The sequence below is a fragment of the Halorubrum ejinorense genome (genome assembly GCF_039522565.1).
Taxonomy (GTDB): Archaea; Halobacteriota; Halobacteria; order Halobacteriales; family Haloferacaceae; genus Halorubrum; species Halorubrum ejinorense.
Window position 1 is genome coordinate 326,530 of record NZ_BAAADQ010000002.1, and the last position, 13,132, is coordinate 339,661.

13 protein-coding genes are annotated in these 13,132 nt (G+C 69.7%); 8 read left to right on the plus strand and 5 right to left on the minus strand.

The window, feature by feature from the left end; genetic code table 11:
* Window positions 1-20 precede the first annotated feature (20 nt).
* Window positions 21-656: an SOUL family heme-binding protein gene (locus tag ABDZ89_RS03810; protein WP_343776788.1), complete on the minus strand. Its 636-nt coding sequence runs from the start codon at window positions 654-656 to the stop codon at window positions 21-23.
* A gap of 108 nt (window positions 657-764) precedes the next feature.
* On the opposite strand from ABDZ89_RS03810, the gene ABDZ89_RS03815 reads away from it, so the two are divergent.
* Window positions 765-1,196 (plus strand): pyridoxamine 5'-phosphate oxidase family protein, encoded by a 432-nt coding sequence (locus ABDZ89_RS03815; protein ID WP_343776789.1) that lies wholly within the window; start codon window positions 765-767, stop codon window positions 1,194-1,196.
* Between the two features lie 189 nt (window positions 1,197-1,385).
* On the opposite strand, the gene ABDZ89_RS03820 is transcribed toward ABDZ89_RS03815, so the two are convergent.
* Window positions 1,386-1,856: an MGMT family protein gene (locus ABDZ89_RS03820; protein ID WP_343776791.1), complete on the minus strand. Its 471-nt coding sequence runs from the start codon at window positions 1,854-1,856 to the stop codon at window positions 1,386-1,388.
* A gap of 198 nt (window positions 1,857-2,054) precedes the next feature.
* On the opposite strand from ABDZ89_RS03820, the gene trpC reads away from it, so the two are divergent.
* From trpC to ABDZ89_RS03840, 4 genes are all read left to right on the plus strand, one after another.
* Entirely contained in the window at window positions 2,055-2,885 is an 831-nt protein-coding gene (gene trpC, locus ABDZ89_RS03825; protein ID WP_343776792.1) for an indole-3-glycerol phosphate synthase, read from the plus strand.
* Window positions 2,882-4,186: a tryptophan synthase subunit beta gene (trpB, locus tag ABDZ89_RS03830; RefSeq protein ID WP_343776794.1), complete on the plus strand. Its 1,305-nt coding sequence runs from the start codon at window positions 2,882-2,884 to the stop codon at window positions 4,184-4,186. Before trpC ends, trpB begins: the two co-directional genes overlap by 4 nt.
* Entirely contained in the window at window positions 4,187-5,074 is an 888-nt protein-coding gene (trpA, locus tag ABDZ89_RS03835; protein ID WP_343776796.1) for a tryptophan synthase subunit alpha, read from the plus strand.
* A gap of 82 nt (window positions 5,075-5,156) precedes the next feature.
* On the plus strand, window positions 5,157-5,948 hold the full coding sequence (locus ABDZ89_RS03840) for a 2-amino-3,7-dideoxy-D-threo-hept-6-ulosonate synthase (RefSeq protein WP_343776798.1): 792 nt from the start codon (window positions 5,157-5,159) through the stop codon (window positions 5,946-5,948).
* 3 nt (window positions 5,949-5,951) lie between these two features.
* On the opposite strand, the gene ABDZ89_RS03845 is transcribed toward ABDZ89_RS03840, so the two are convergent.
* Complete coding sequence (locus ABDZ89_RS03845) at window positions 5,952-6,530, minus strand: NADPH-dependent FMN reductase (protein WP_343776800.1); 579 nt, start codon at window positions 6,528-6,530, stop codon at window positions 5,952-5,954.
* Between the two features lie 89 nt (window positions 6,531-6,619).
* Window positions 6,620-8,182: an HTTM domain-containing protein gene (locus ABDZ89_RS03850; RefSeq protein ID WP_343776802.1), complete on the minus strand. Its 1,563-nt coding sequence runs from the start codon at window positions 8,180-8,182 to the stop codon at window positions 6,620-6,622.
* Between the two features lie 126 nt (window positions 8,183-8,308).
* Here ABDZ89_RS03850 and ABDZ89_RS03855 point away from each other — a divergent pair, with 126 nt between their 5' ends.
* Both ABDZ89_RS03855 and ABDZ89_RS03860 read left to right on the plus strand, forming a co-directional pair.
* A complete protein-coding gene (locus ABDZ89_RS03855; protein WP_343776804.1) occupies window positions 8,309-9,481 on the plus strand; it encodes a 3-dehydroquinate synthase II in 1,173 nt (390 codons plus the stop codon).
* Window positions 9,482-9,616: 135 nt separating this feature from the next.
* The gene (locus ABDZ89_RS03860; protein ID WP_343776805.1) at window positions 9,617-10,231 is read left to right on the plus strand and encodes a hypothetical protein; all 615 of its coding nucleotides are present in this window, start codon (window positions 9,617-9,619) and stop codon (window positions 10,229-10,231) included.
* 51 nt (window positions 10,232-10,282) lie between these two features.
* On the opposite strand, the gene ABDZ89_RS03865 is transcribed toward ABDZ89_RS03860, so the two are convergent.
* Entirely contained in the window at window positions 10,283-11,809 is a 1,527-nt protein-coding gene (locus ABDZ89_RS03865) for a carboxypeptidase M32 (RefSeq protein ID WP_343776806.1), read from the minus strand.
* Window positions 11,810-11,929: 120 nt separating this feature from the next.
* Here ABDZ89_RS03865 and ABDZ89_RS03870 point away from each other — a divergent pair, with 120 nt between their 5' ends.
* Entirely contained in the window at window positions 11,930-12,982 is a 1,053-nt protein-coding gene (locus tag ABDZ89_RS03870) for a threonine aldolase family protein (RefSeq protein ID WP_343776808.1), read from the plus strand.
* Window positions 12,983-13,132 lie beyond the last annotated feature (150 nt).

Genomic DNA, 13,132 nt, shown 5'->3' on the forward strand with positions numbered 1-13,132 from the left:
CGGGCCGCGTCCAGTCGGGGTCAGTCCGCTCCGGCCACTTCGACCGCCAGTTCGTTGCGCCGCATGAACGGCGGCGTCCACGGGTCGTTGTACCGGAGGAGGGAGGGGTCCCCTATCGGTTCGATGCCTTCGGCTTCGAGCGTGGAACGGAGCTTCCTTGCGCGGCGTTCGACCCGCCAGTTCGGGGCGTACCAGGAGAACCGATCCACGGCCACCGCCCTCCGTGGCTCGGTCACGAGCGCGACGTCCGATTCCGTCGGCTCCGGGGCGGTTTCGGGGCCGTACTCCGACGGGAGATAGAACGCCATACGGACCGTGCCGGCGTCGTCCCCGGCCGTCTCCGTTCGAACCGGTGCCGTCATCGATATCGATTCTCCGGTCTCCGTCTCGACGGGAGCGGTCATCGAGATCGACTCCTCCGCCCTGTTGGCTCCCGAGATGTATCCGAAGAGTCGCTGGAAGGCGACGCGCCCGTCCGGCGCCGTCGTCTCGACGGCGATCGTTTCGGGGTAGCGGCGGAGTTCGGCACCGTCCAGCGCTCGGAGCCGTTCGTACGGCACCGACTCCGTGTTCCTCGTCGAGTAGACGCCCCACCCGACCCAGCCGGCGAACGCCACGCCCGCGCCGACGAGCAGGGTCTTCGTGATCGTTCTCATACGACGCGTTCGTCGCCGGCGGTCATTAACCGACCGCTCAGACCGCTTTCCGTGTCGGCGGCGCGTTCGCGGGGAGTCTATATCAGCACACGTTCCGTGGGATTCCCCATGGATCACGCCGAATACGTGTACACGAGTGGAATGACCGAGTCCGACATCGACGAGTACCTGCGGGCGGGCGAGCACGGCATTCTCGGACTGGCGGACGGCGACGACGCGTACGCGGTTCCCCTGAGCTATCACTACGACGGCGACCGATTGCTCCTCCGTGTGAGCCGACACGACGACGAAAGCGAGAAAGGGCGGTTCCTCGGGACCACCGACACCGCGGCGTTCGTGTGCTATGAAGCGTCAACGAACGAGTCGTGGAGTATCCACGTTCGCGGCCCGGTACGGGAGTGGGAGTCGGACGTCGGCGAAGCGACGTTGAACGAGTGGTTTCCGCCGTTCCGACTGTTCGACGAAGCGGTGGCGAACGTCGAGTTCTCGTTGTATGCGCTCGAGATGGAGACCGTCATCGGTCGCAAAACGGTCGAGTGAGAAGCGTTCGAGACGCGACTGAGTAGCCGTCGTGGCTCGTGACGGCGACGGCCGCAGCGAGGAGGGTGGCCGGAGCGAGCGGGGATCGCCGGGAGAGGAGGGTCGCAGGTACGAGCGCAGCGGGGTGAGGTCGTTGGGACGGAGCCGTGACGGGCGCGGAAAGGCGACGCCTCGCCCGAGGGGTCGCCGTCAGGACTCGATCCCTTCGATCGAGCGCAGCGCCGCCCGGGTGTCGCCCGGCGTCGCGTACGGCCCGCCGCTCACGCGATGGTCGGGCAACAGGACCGGGATCGGGTTGTCCGCGAGCGCATCGGTGACCGCTTCGAGGTCGTCGGGGTCGTCGGGGTCGAACCCGCCGAGCCTCGCGAGTCGGCTCACGGTCACCTCCTCGCCGTACGGCAGCGTGCGGAGCGACTCCAGCACGTCTCGCTGGGGGGTCGGCACCGTGAGACCGATCGCCACTTCGGCGAACTCGTCGCGCTCGCCGCGGAGGTACGCGCCGATCCGGTCGAGCAGGTCGTGGTCGGTGTCGGCGTCCGCCGGCGGCTCGGCCGGGAACGACACGGCGATGACGCGACCGCCCGCGAACCCCACCTGGACGGTGCGGCCGATCTCGTCGAACTCTCGGGCGAAGACCCCGGAGGTGCTGCCGATACTCATGACCTTCATTGGAAGGGTCGTTCACTTAAAACGTCGGCCGCGAGACCGATTGACGCCGGCCTCGGACGACCCTCACCGCCGGCGGGGAACCGACCCGGGAGAGGTGACGAGAGCGACGAACGCGGGAGCGTGACCCGTTGCGGTCGCGGTACGCGGCCCGCAAGCCTTATGAACAGATAAGTACATTAGTGTATAGTAATGGACGATCCAGATGAGCTGGCACCGGCGGTCAGATCGATCCTGTCCGCCGCTCGCGACCGGGCCGACGCGGCGGCGACCGAGGCCGTCTCGGTGGCTCCCCGCGACCTCGCTGCCGCGTTCGAGCGCGCCGAGGCCGACGGGCGCGTTCCGGTGATCGCCGAGGTGAAACCGACGAGTCCGACGACGGAGGGCACCCGCGAGGACGACCCCGTCGCGCTCGCGGAGGAGATGGTCGCGGGCGGCGCGGCCGCGCTGAGCGTGCTCACCGAGCCGGAGCACTTCGGTGGGAACGTCGAGACGGTCGCCCGCGTGCGCGACGCCGTCGACGTGCCGGTCCTCCGGAAGGACTTCGTCGTCGACGAGGCGCAGTTGGACGCCGTCGAGAGCGACGTGGTCCTGCTGATAGCCCGGTTCGTCGGCGACGACCTCCCGGACCTCCTCGCCGCCGCCCGCGAGCGCGGCTTCCAAGTCCTCGTGGAGGTCCACGACCGCGACGAGCTGGCGGCCGCCATCGACGCGGGCGCGACGACGGTCGGCGTCAACAACCGCGACCTGGCCGAACTCGTCGTCGACCTCGGAACCTTCGAGTCCGTGGCGCCCCACGTCCCTGATGACGTGACGCTGATCGCGGAGAGCGGCATCGGGTCGCCGGCGGACGCTCGCCGGATGCGGGCGGCCGGAGCGGACGCACTGCTCGTCGGGAGCGCCATCATGGACGGCGACGTCGAGGCGAACACCCGAGCGCTGACGCGGGCGGAAGCGGACGAGGACGACGACGCGGACCCGACAGCCGACGACACGACCGACACCACGGAGACACCCACATGAGCGAAACCGAATCATCGACGAGCGAGGTTGGAGAGCTTTCGCGACGCCCCGGGCGCGAGCGCGGCCGCGACGACGGGAAGTTCGGCCGCTACGGCGGCCAGTACGTCCCGGAGGCGCTGATGCCGGCGATAGAGGAACTGGCGGACGCCTACGAGCGCTACGTCCTCGGCAACGAGGACGGCTTCATGGACGAGTTCCGCGAGCGGCTCGCCGACTTCGGCGGTCGGCCGACGCCGCTCCAGCGGGCCGACCGGCTCTCGGAGCGCTACGACACGGAGGTGTACCTCAAGCGGGAGGACCTCCTCCACGGCGGCGCCCACAAGCTGAACAACGCGCTCGGGCAGGTCCTGCTCGCGAAGTACATGGGCAAAGAGCGGATCATCGCCGAGACGGGCGCCGGCCAGCACGGCACCGCGACCGCGATGGCGGCCGCCCACCTCGACATGCCCTGTACGATCTACATGGGCGAACGCGACATCAACCGCCAGCGCCCCAACGTCTTCCGGATGAAGCTCAACGGCTCCGAGGTGAAGCCGGTCACCACGGGCCGCGGGACGCTGAAAGAGGCCATCTCGGAGACGATGCGCGACTGGGCCGAGACGGTCGAGGACACCCACTACGTGATCGGCTCTATCGTCGGCCCGCACCCGTTCCCGGTGATGGTCCGCGACTTCCAGGCGATCATCTCCGAGGAGGCCCGCGAGCAGGCCGTCGAGAAGACCGGCGGGCTCCCGACCGACGTGGTCGCCTGCGCGGGCGGCGGCTCGAACACGATGGGGACGTTCGCCGACTTCGTCGACGACGAGTCCGTCGCGCTCCACGCCGTCGAGGCCGGCGGCTCCACGCTCGAAGTCGACGAGGAGGCGGGCGTGGCGCCCAACTCCGCCTCGCTGTACACCGGCGAGGAGGGCGTCCTCCACGGCGCGCGGACGAAGCTGCTTCAGGACTCGGACGGGCAGATCATGGAGAGCCACTCCGTGTCCTCCGGGCTCGACTACGCGGGCGTCGGGCCGGAGCTCGCGTACCTCGTCGACGAGGGGCGCGTGGACCCGGTCGCCGTCGGCGACGACGCCGCGCTGGAGGGGTTCCACCGGCTCTCGAACACCGAGGGGATCATCCCGGCGCTGGAGACGGCGCACGCCTTCGGCTACCTCGAGGAGCACCACGAGGAACTCGGCGAGCGCGTGGTCGTGAACGTCTCCGGGCGCGGCGACAAGGACCTCGACGCCGCCATCGAGGAGACGGACAAACGCGACATCGACGAGGCGCCGGACATGTCGATGTTCACGGAGGGGATGTAGATGGGCAACTCCGACGCGATCGACGCCGCGTTCGCCGACGGTCCCGCCTACGTCCCGTACCTGGTCGTCGGCGATCCGGATTACGAATCCTCGAAGGCGTACGTCGAGGCGCTCGACCGCGGCGGCGCCGACGTGATCGAACTCGGCTTACCCTTCTCCGAACCGATCGCCGAGGGGTCGACGATCCAGGAGGCGCTCGTCCGCTCGCTCGACGCGGGGATGACCCCCGACCGCTTCTTCGCGTTCGCGGAGGACCTCGACGTCGACGCCGCGCTGGTCTGTATGACGTACTACAACCTGATCTACCAGTACGGGGGTAGCGAGGCGCGAAGCGCCTCGAACGCGAGCGGCGAAGCCGCGAGCACCGGCCCGCGACCCTTCGTCGAGCGCGCCGCCGCGGCCGGCATCCAAGGGCTCGTCGTCCCCGACCTGCCGGCTGAGGAGGCGGACCCGCTGCGCGAAGCGTGCGACGAGTTCGGGCTCGATCTGGTCTTCATCGTCGCACCGACGACGCGCGGTGACCGACTGGACCGCATGATGGAGAACGTCTCCGGCTACGTCTACGTCCAAGCGCGGCTCGGGACCACGGGCGCCCGCGACGACGTGTCCGACCAGACGACCGAGAGCCTCGACCGGCTCCGCGAGTACGACGTGCCGAAGGCGGTCGGATTCGGCATCTCCACCGGCGAGCAGGCCGAACGGATCGTCGCGGGCGGCGCCGACGGGATCATCGTCGGCTCGGCGCTCGTGGACCTGGTCGCCGAGGGCGTCGAGGAAGACCGCTCGACGGGGGCGGTCGCCGACCGGCTGGAGGCGCTCTCCCGGGAACTGAAGCAGGGCGCCGAGCGCGGCTACCGCTCCCGGACCGAAGCGGCGAGCACGCAGTGAGTCGGGAAGGGAGGCAATACGTCCCCGAACGAAACCCACTTACCTTCGATTGACACACTCTCTCACAACGACCCACGACATCATGACAGCAGGACTCTCGGCACGACTCGACCGCATCTCCACGAACGACCGATACCTCGTCGTCCCGATGGACCACGGGATCACGATGGGCGCCGTCCAGGGGCTCGTCGACATCGAGTCGACGATAGACGGCGTCACCAGCGGCGGCGCGGACGCGGTGCTCACGCAGCGCGGGATCGCCGAGCGGGTCCACGCGAACAAAAACGACGCGGGCTACATCGTCCACCTCAACGGGTCGACGACGATCGGCCCCGACGAGAGCGACAAGCGCGTCACCGGCACCGCGGAGGACGCGGTCCGCGCCGGCGCCGACGCCGTCTCCTTCCACATCAACGTCGGCTCGGAACACGAGCCGAAACAGATCGAGGACCTCGCCGAGCTGACCGCGGACGCGGAACGGCTCGGGCTGCCGGTCCTCGCGATGGCGTACGCACGCGGCCCGGGCGTCGACGGGTCAGACCCCGAGGCGCTCGGTCACGCCGTCAGGCTCGCCGAGGAACTCGGAGCCGACGTGGTGAAGACGGGCTACTCCGGCGACGGCGACTCGTTCGAGCGCGTGACCGAATCGACCCGGCTCCCGGTCGTCATCGCCGGCGGGTCGAAGGGGACCGACCGCGAGACGGTGGAGATGGTCCGCGGCGCGATGGACGGCGACGCGGCCGGCGTGTCGATGGGGCGGTCGATATTCCAGCACGAGGACCCCGAGGGGATCGCCCGAGCGGTCTCCGCCGTCGTCCACGACGACGCGTCGGTCGAGGAGGCGCTGCGGGCTGGCGGCTTCGTCGAGGCCTGAGGGTCAGTTCGCGCCGACGTTCTGCGTCCCTTCGAACGAGTCCGGGTCCGGCTCGATGTCGGCGTACTGGACGGCGCGCCGGCCGAGTGTGAGCGTCCGCTCGTCGAGTCCCGCGTCGACGACGTCGCCGTCCTCGAACTGCGTGCTGGCCCGCGGGATCGCCACCTGATGAGGGATTACCCACGCGTTGAGCGCCCGACAGACGGAACGGAGATGTTCGAGCGCCGTCACGGGGAAGCCGCCGCCGGCGACCGCGACGAGCCCGACGGTCTTGTCCTCGAACTCCTCGAAGCCACAGTAGTCGAGCGCGGTCTTCAGCGGCGAGGAGTACGACCCGTGATACATCGGCGTCCCCAGGATGACCGCGTCGGCGTCGCGTATCGCCGCCGTCAGCGAGCTGGCGTCTCCCGCTTCGCCGCGGTCGGCGTCGTACGCCGGGAGGTCGTACTCGCGGAGGTCGATCAGTTCGGCGGTACCCCCCGCACGCCGAGACCCGTCGAGCGCCCGGCGGACCCCGAGTCGAGTGTAGCTCCCGTCTCGAAGGCTGCCGACGACGCCGACGACGCGTGGTGAGTCGGACATGCTCCACACGACGCGTCATCGCCACTAATACGATCGGGCCGGGCCGGCCTCCGGCGAGGTACGGCCCGCGACGACGGGCGTCGACGCGATCAGCAGGCGGCGCGGGCCAGCTCTTCTACCTGCGGCTCTCCGACCGGTCCGTCCGGGCCCACCGGCTGCTCCGCCCGGAAGACGGTCACGGACGACAGATCGCGGTCCGATCGGTCACAGGCGTACGACGCCACCGGCCGGTACTGGGACTCGCCGGCGTTTCTCATCCGGAATCCGAACTGGTGCCAGAGCGTCGTCGGATACGTCTCCGCGGCGTCCGGCGGCCGGTCGTACGTGACCGCGCCCCCGTCACGTACGTCGATCGTGTCGCCCGACTCCAGCGTTCCGCGAACGACGTACCAACCGGAGGCGTCCGGCGGGTTCGGTGCGAAGAACGACCAGCTCACCTCAGAGAGCTCGCCAGCCGACTCCGACGCCGGGAGGTCGACGAGCCCGACCCCCGCGGCCTGCCACCACACCAGCGCGACGAAGAACCCGACGAGCAGCAGGGTGGCCCCCACTCGAAGCCCGCGCCGAACCCGCCACCGACCGGAGGGGGCGGTCGACTTCGCGCCTCCGTCGTCACCGCTTCCGCCGTCGCTTCGGGGCGCGCGCGTCGCGTCCCGAGTGGGAACGGGGAGCTCCGGCGCGACGGCCTCGAGGGCGTTCCACGCTCCGGGCGGGAGGAACAGGAGTAACACCGAGATCATGACGAAGGGGAAGACGGCGAGCCGCATCGTCGCGGCCATGCCGAGGTGCGCGGAGACGAACGCGAGGGCGACTCCCGTCCTGAGCCGTCCGGTCGCGACGACCAGCAGGACGGCCGCCGAGAGGAGCGCGACCCAGAGCCAGTTGATCGCCGCGAGGACCGCGGTGTACTCGGAGACGAGCGGTCCGAGGCGGACGGTGAACTCCCCCAACTGGAAGATCCGAGGGACCGCGACGCCGGACATCCACGCGTCGCTCCGGTACTTCGAGACCGCGTTCGCCGCGTATATCGACACGAGCGTCAGCAGCGCGACGGCCGTGCTGACCGAACAGACTCGCCAGTCGCTCCCGGCCTCGCTCCCGGCGTCCGCCCTCCGACCAGCCGGCTCCCGACCGTGACCGTCGCGGTAACGGCTCCCCCCGAGCGACCAGCGAGCGTCGAGCGGGAGGAAGAGACTCAAAAAGAGGAACGCGGCCAGAATCGTGTTCCCGCCGTTGAGCGCGTACGGGTTCCGTGCGTACAGCGACGCGAGCAGGACGAGGGACACGGCGGTCGACGCCCGCGTGCGGTAACCGACGAGGAGGCAGACGGCCGCGCCGACCGCGACGGCGATCAGTCCGGTCTGTACCCACGCCGATCCGGACAACGCGTGGAGCGAGACGGCCTCCAACAGCGGATACGTCTCGCCGAGGGTCGACCGCGGGAGTACGCCCGCGTCCGTGTAGAACGGGCGTACCCCCGGGAGCCGATAGAGCAGCAGGTCGGCGAGGAGGAGGAGCGCCAGCGCGATCCGAAACGCGCCGAGCGCCCGCGGATCGATCCCGAGATGCGGTGCGGCGCGCTCGCGGAGCGACTCGCGGACCGCCGCGTACCGAGAGCTGGCGTCCGAGGACCGCTGCCGTTGTGTCGTCATTCGGAAGTGTGCGTCCTACGATACGATCTCAGCGATAAGTGCTTTGTCGTCTCCGCGGCGCCGCGGTCGCGTGCAACGCCCGACCCTTCCGCAGTTTTCAAGCCGGCGCGCCGCGACGTGTCGGTAATGACACGCACGGTCTGGGTCAAAGCCGACAGCGCGGTCGGCGACTGGGAGGCGCGCAAGCGACGGATCACGGCCGCCATCGAGGCCGGTGCGGACTGGGTGCTCGTCGACGAGCAGGACGTCGGCCGCGTGCGGGAGCTGGGCGACGTGAGCGTCGCCGCCTTCCGCTCCGAAGCCGACGTGATCGACGACGCCGAGAGCGACGCCGAGGCCGACGCCTACTTCGTCGGGAAAGACGGGGAGGGCGACGGGACGATCGACCTGCCGGACGACTTCTCCGGCTCCGCGGACCTCACGACGGTCCGCCGTCGGGACGACCGCGCACAGGGGGCGTACGTCCGCGTCCTCGGCACCGAGTACGAGCGCTTCGCGGAGGAGGCGGCCGCTGACGCCGAGTTCACGATCGTCATCGGCGAGGACTGGTCGATCATCCCGCTGGAGAACCTGATCGCGCGGGTGGGCGACGAGACGCACCTCGTCGCGGGCGCGACGACGGCGGCGGAGGCGAAGACCGCCTTCGAGACGCTGGAGATCGGCGCGGACGGCGTCCTCCTCGATTCCGACTCGCCCGACGAGATCCGCGGCGCGGTCGAGGCCCGCGACGCGGCCGACCGCGAGACGCTGGACCTCCGCCACGCCGAGGTGACGGAGATCGAACAGACCGGGATGGCCGACCGCGTCTGTATCGACACCGGGTCGCTGATGGACGACAGCGAGGGAATGTTAGTCGGCTCGATGTCGCGCGGGCTCTTCTTCGTCCACGCCGAGACGGCGGAGTCGCCGTACGTCGCCTCGCGCCCGTTCCGGGTGAACGCCGGCGCGGTCCACGCGTACGTCCGCAACGCCGAGGGCGGCACCAACTACCTCGCGGAGCTGTCGAGCGGCGACGAGGTCCAAGTCGTCGACACCGACGGACACACCCGCGAGGCGGTGGTCGGGCGCGTGAAGATCGAGAAGCGTCCGATGTTCCGGATCCAGGCCGAGATCGAGACCGAAGACGGCACCGACCGCATCGAGACGCTCATCCAGAACGCCGAGACCGTGAAGATCGCCACGAGCGAGGGTCGGAAGGCCGTCACCGACGTGGAGGCGGGCGACGAGGCGCTCGTCTACTACGAGGACGTCGCGCGCCACTTCGGCGAGGCCGTCGAGGAGAGCATCATCGAGAAGTAGGACTCCAGCCGGCGGGACCGCAGGCCGCGCATCGACGCGTTTTCTCTCGGGGACGGTCCCACGCATCGCGCTCCCGAAACGCGCCGTATTCGTGTCTATCAAAACGAATATTATCGACAATTGCTATCTTCTGACATGGCATTCGCTAACGAGGCCGATCGCCGGGTGCGAGAGCTCGGCTTCCTCGACCGCGTCCGCCACCTCGCGGACGCGGCGAACCCGGCGTTCGCGGCCGGAAGCGTTCTCGTCCCGCTGGCGTTCCTCGGGGCGAGCGTCGCGATCGGAAGCACGGAACTGCTCTTTTACACGCACGTCGGAGCGGGCGCGGTCTGGTTCGGCTTCGCGCTGATCTTCCCGGCGGTCGTCGGCCCGACGCTCGGCGGGCTCGACGAGGAGGCGTCGGCGGCGGTGACGGGAACGCTCGTCCCGAAGGTCGTGTTCTTCCTCGTCGGCTTCTCGCTGACGACCGTGCTGTCGGGGACCGTTCTCCTGACGCCCGCGCTGGGACTCGGCTACGGCTTCTCCGGGACGTGGTCGACGCTCTCGCTCGGCGTCGGCTGGGGGCTGTTCGCGTTCGGACTGGCGGTGCCCCACCGGCTCCACCTCAGCGCGTACTACGAGACGCGCTCGCCGGACCCCGACGCCTCGCGGCTCGAATCGATCGAGAAGAAGAACCTCGTCGTCGGACTGTTCGAGGGCGCCGTGATGCTCGCGATCGTCGCGTTGATGACCGGGTTCCGGCTCGGGTAGGTCGCGGGAGAACACGCGGGGTTTTGGGGCCGCCGAGCGGGTCGTCCCGCCTCAGATCCCGTACAGCTCGCCGTACTTCTCGTCGACGTAGTCGAGGAAGGCGTCCGCCGAGAAGTCCTCGCCGGTCGCCTGTTTCACCAGCTCGTTCGTCTCGTAGCGGGCGCCGTGTTGGTGGACGTTCTCGCCGAGCCAGTCCTGGAGGTCCTCGAAGTCGCCCGCCGCGATCTTCCCGTCGAGGTCGTCGATCTCCGCCTCGGCGGCCGCGAACAGCTGGGCGGCCATCACGGAGCCGAGCGAGTAGGTGGGGAAGTAGCCGAAGTTGCCGTGGCTCCAGTGGATGTCCTGGAGGCAGCCGACCGCGTCGTTGTCGGGCCGGATGCCGAGGTACTCCTCGTACTTGTCGTTCCAGACCTCCGGCACGTCCTCGACCGCGAGGTCGCCGCGGACCAGGTCGCGCTCGATCTCGAACCGGACGACGATGTGGAGGTGGTAGGTGAGTTCGTCGGCCTCGACGCGGATGAGGTTGTCCTCGTACACCTGATTGAACGCCTCGTAGGCGTCCTGAACGGTCGCCTCCTCCGTCTGCGGGAAGTGCTCCTGGAAGACGGGGAGGAACTCCTGCCAGAACGCCTTGCTCCGGCCGACGTGGTTCTCCCAGAGGCGCGACTGCGACTCGTGGACCGAGAGGTCACGCGACGTGCCGAGCGGCGTGCCGAAGTGCTCCTGCGGGAGCCCGAGGTTGTACTGCGCGTGTCCGTACTCGTGGATCGTCGAGCCGACCGCGCCGAGCGGGTCGGTCTCGTCGAACCGGGTCGTCACGCGGCAGTCGAACTGGTTGCCCGAGGTGAACGGGTGCGAGGAGACGTCGAGGCGGCCGCGGTCGAAGTCGTAGCCGACCAGTTCGAGCGCCTCGCGGGAGAGCGCTTCCTGGTCGTCCTCGGGGAAGGTCCCCTCGAAGGTGTCGACCGCGAGTTCGACGTCCGACTCGCGGATGTCGTCGATCATCGGCACGAGGGCCTCGCGGAGCTCCGTGAGGATCGACTCGGCGCGCTCCATCGAGAGGCACGGCTCGAACTCCTCGAACAGGACCTCGTAGGGGTCCCGGTCTGGGTCGATGTGCTCGGCGTACTCGCGTTTCAGCTCGACGTGTTTCTCCAGGTAGGGCGCGAACTCGTCGAAGTCGTCCTCCGCTTTGGCCTCCTCCCACGCCTGGAGCGCCTCGGAGCCCGTCTCCGATATCTCCTCGACGAGTTCGACGGGGACGGCGTCGGATCGCTCGTACTCGCGGCGGATCTCGCGGACGACGGCCGCCTGCTCGTCGGTGAGGTCGGCGTCGGCGAGCTCCTCGAGCAGCTCGCCCGTCTCGTCGTCGGTCACCATGTCGTGGTGGACGGAGGACAGCGCGGAGAGCTGCTTCGAACGGGCGGGGGTACCGCCTTCGGGCATCATCACCTGCTGGTCCCAGCCGAGGACGCCGGAAGCGCTGCCGACCGCGTTCCACCGTCGGGCGCGGTCGAGGAGCGCGTCGTAGGCGTCCGGTGCGTCGGCCGTGTCGTCGGTCGCGGCTTCCGTAGCCATGTGTTTCGAATCGATCCCCGTCGTTAAGAAGGAACCGAACTCGGAACCGGCGTTTACGGCCGGTAGCGGCCGCGCCGAGCGCGGGATATATCCGCGCCGCCGCGGAACGATAGCCAACCGATGCCCGAAGCCGACGAACTCGACATCGACCTGCGCTCGGACACCGTGACGACGCCCTCGGACGCGATGCGCGACGCGGCCGCGACCGCCGAGGTCGGCGACGACGTGTACCGCGACGACCCGAGCGTCAACGAACTGGAGCGTCGGGCCGCCGAGGCGGTCGGCACCGGGGCCGCCCTGTACGTCCCCTCGGGGACGATGGCGAACCAGATCGCGGTCCACGTCCACACCGATCCCGGCCAAGAGCTCCTCTTGGAGCGCGAGTCGCACATCTACCGCTGGGAGCTGGCCGGCGCGGCCAAGCTCTCCGGCGTCCAGACGCGGACGATCGACGCCGGCGAGCGCTGCGTCCCGACCCCGGACGCGGTCCGTGAAGGCCTCGTCGACGAGGACCTCCATCGTCCCGGAACCGGCCTCCTCGCCGTGGAGAACACCCACAACTACCGAGGCGGCGTCGCGGTCCCGGTCGACCGGATCGCGGCAGCCGCTTCGGTCGCCCGCGAGCGCGACGTGCCGGTCCACCTCGACGGCGCGCGCGTGTTCAACGCCGCGGTCGCGCTGGGCGTCGACGCGAGCGAACTCGTCGACCCGGTCGACAGCGTCACGTTCTGTCTCTCGAAGGGGCTCGGCGCTCCCGTCGGCTCGATCCTCGCCGGCGACGAGGCGTTCGTCGAGGACGCCCGCCGGGTCCGCAAGCTGTTCGGCGGCGGCATGCGGCAGGCCGGGATGATCGCCGCGCCCGCGCTCCGCGCGTTGGACAACGTCGACCGCCTCGCCGACGACCACGCCAACGCGGAGCGGCTCGCGACCGGGCTGGACGCGCTCGACGGCGTCGACGCCCCGGCGCCCGACACCAACATCGTCGTGGCGCACACCGAGGACGCCGGCATCCCGGCCGAGTCGCTCTACGCGGCCTGTAAGGACGCGGGCGTCGGCTGCGTCGAGTTCGACGAGTACGCGACGCGGTTCACCACGCACCTCGACGTCGACGCCGACGAGGTCGACGACGCGATCGATCGGATCGCGGGCGTCGTCGACGAACTGCGGGCGTGAGCGGGTCGACTCGTCCCGTCCGCCCCACGGAAACGTTCAATTCGCCGGCCGACCTACGGTGACACATGGACGAGGCGAGGACGATCGTCGCGGTCCGGTCCGAGCGAACCGAGGTGAACGGCGCCCGCCCCTGAAGTCGTCGGCGTCGAC

Coding starts and splice junctions, on each gene's coding strand:
- trpA (WP_343776796.1), top strand. CDS start 4,187: ATGGGCAACTCCGACGCGATCGACGCCGCGTTCGCCGACGGTCCCGCC.
- ABDZ89_RS03860 (WP_343776805.1), top strand. CDS start 9,617: ATGGCATTCGCTAACGAGGCCGATCGCCGGGTGCGAGAGCTCGGCTTC.
- ABDZ89_RS03865 (WP_343776806.1), bottom strand. CDS start 11,809: ATGGCTACGGAAGCCGCGACCGACGACACGGCCGACGCACCGGACGCC.
- ABDZ89_RS03820 (WP_343776791.1), bottom strand. CDS start 1,856: ATGAGTATCGGCAGCACCTCCGGGGTCTTCGCCCGAGAGTTCGACGAG.
- ABDZ89_RS03810 (WP_343776788.1), bottom strand. CDS start 656: ATGAGAACGATCACGAAGACCCTGCTCGTCGGCGCGGGCGTGGCGTTC.
- ABDZ89_RS03855 (WP_343776804.1), top strand. CDS start 8,309: ATGACACGCACGGTCTGGGTCAAAGCCGACAGCGCGGTCGGCGACTGG.
- trpC (WP_343776792.1), top strand. CDS start 2,055: ATGGACGATCCAGATGAGCTGGCACCGGCGGTCAGATCGATCCTGTCC.
- ABDZ89_RS03845 (WP_343776800.1), bottom strand. CDS start 6,530: ATGTCCGACTCACCACGCGTCGTCGGCGTCGTCGGCAGCCTTCGAGAC.
- trpB (WP_343776794.1), top strand. CDS start 2,882: ATGAGCGAAACCGAATCATCGACGAGCGAGGTTGGAGAGCTTTCGCGA.
- ABDZ89_RS03870 (WP_343776808.1), top strand. CDS start 11,930: ATGCCCGAAGCCGACGAACTCGACATCGACCTGCGCTCGGACACCGTG.
- ABDZ89_RS03815 (WP_343776789.1), top strand. CDS start 765: ATGGATCACGCCGAATACGTGTACACGAGTGGAATGACCGAGTCCGAC.
- ABDZ89_RS03850 (WP_343776802.1), bottom strand. CDS start 8,182: ATGACGACACAACGGCAGCGGTCCTCGGACGCCAGCTCTCGGTACGCG.
- ABDZ89_RS03840 (WP_343776798.1), top strand. CDS start 5,157: ATGACAGCAGGACTCTCGGCACGACTCGACCGCATCTCCACGAACGAC.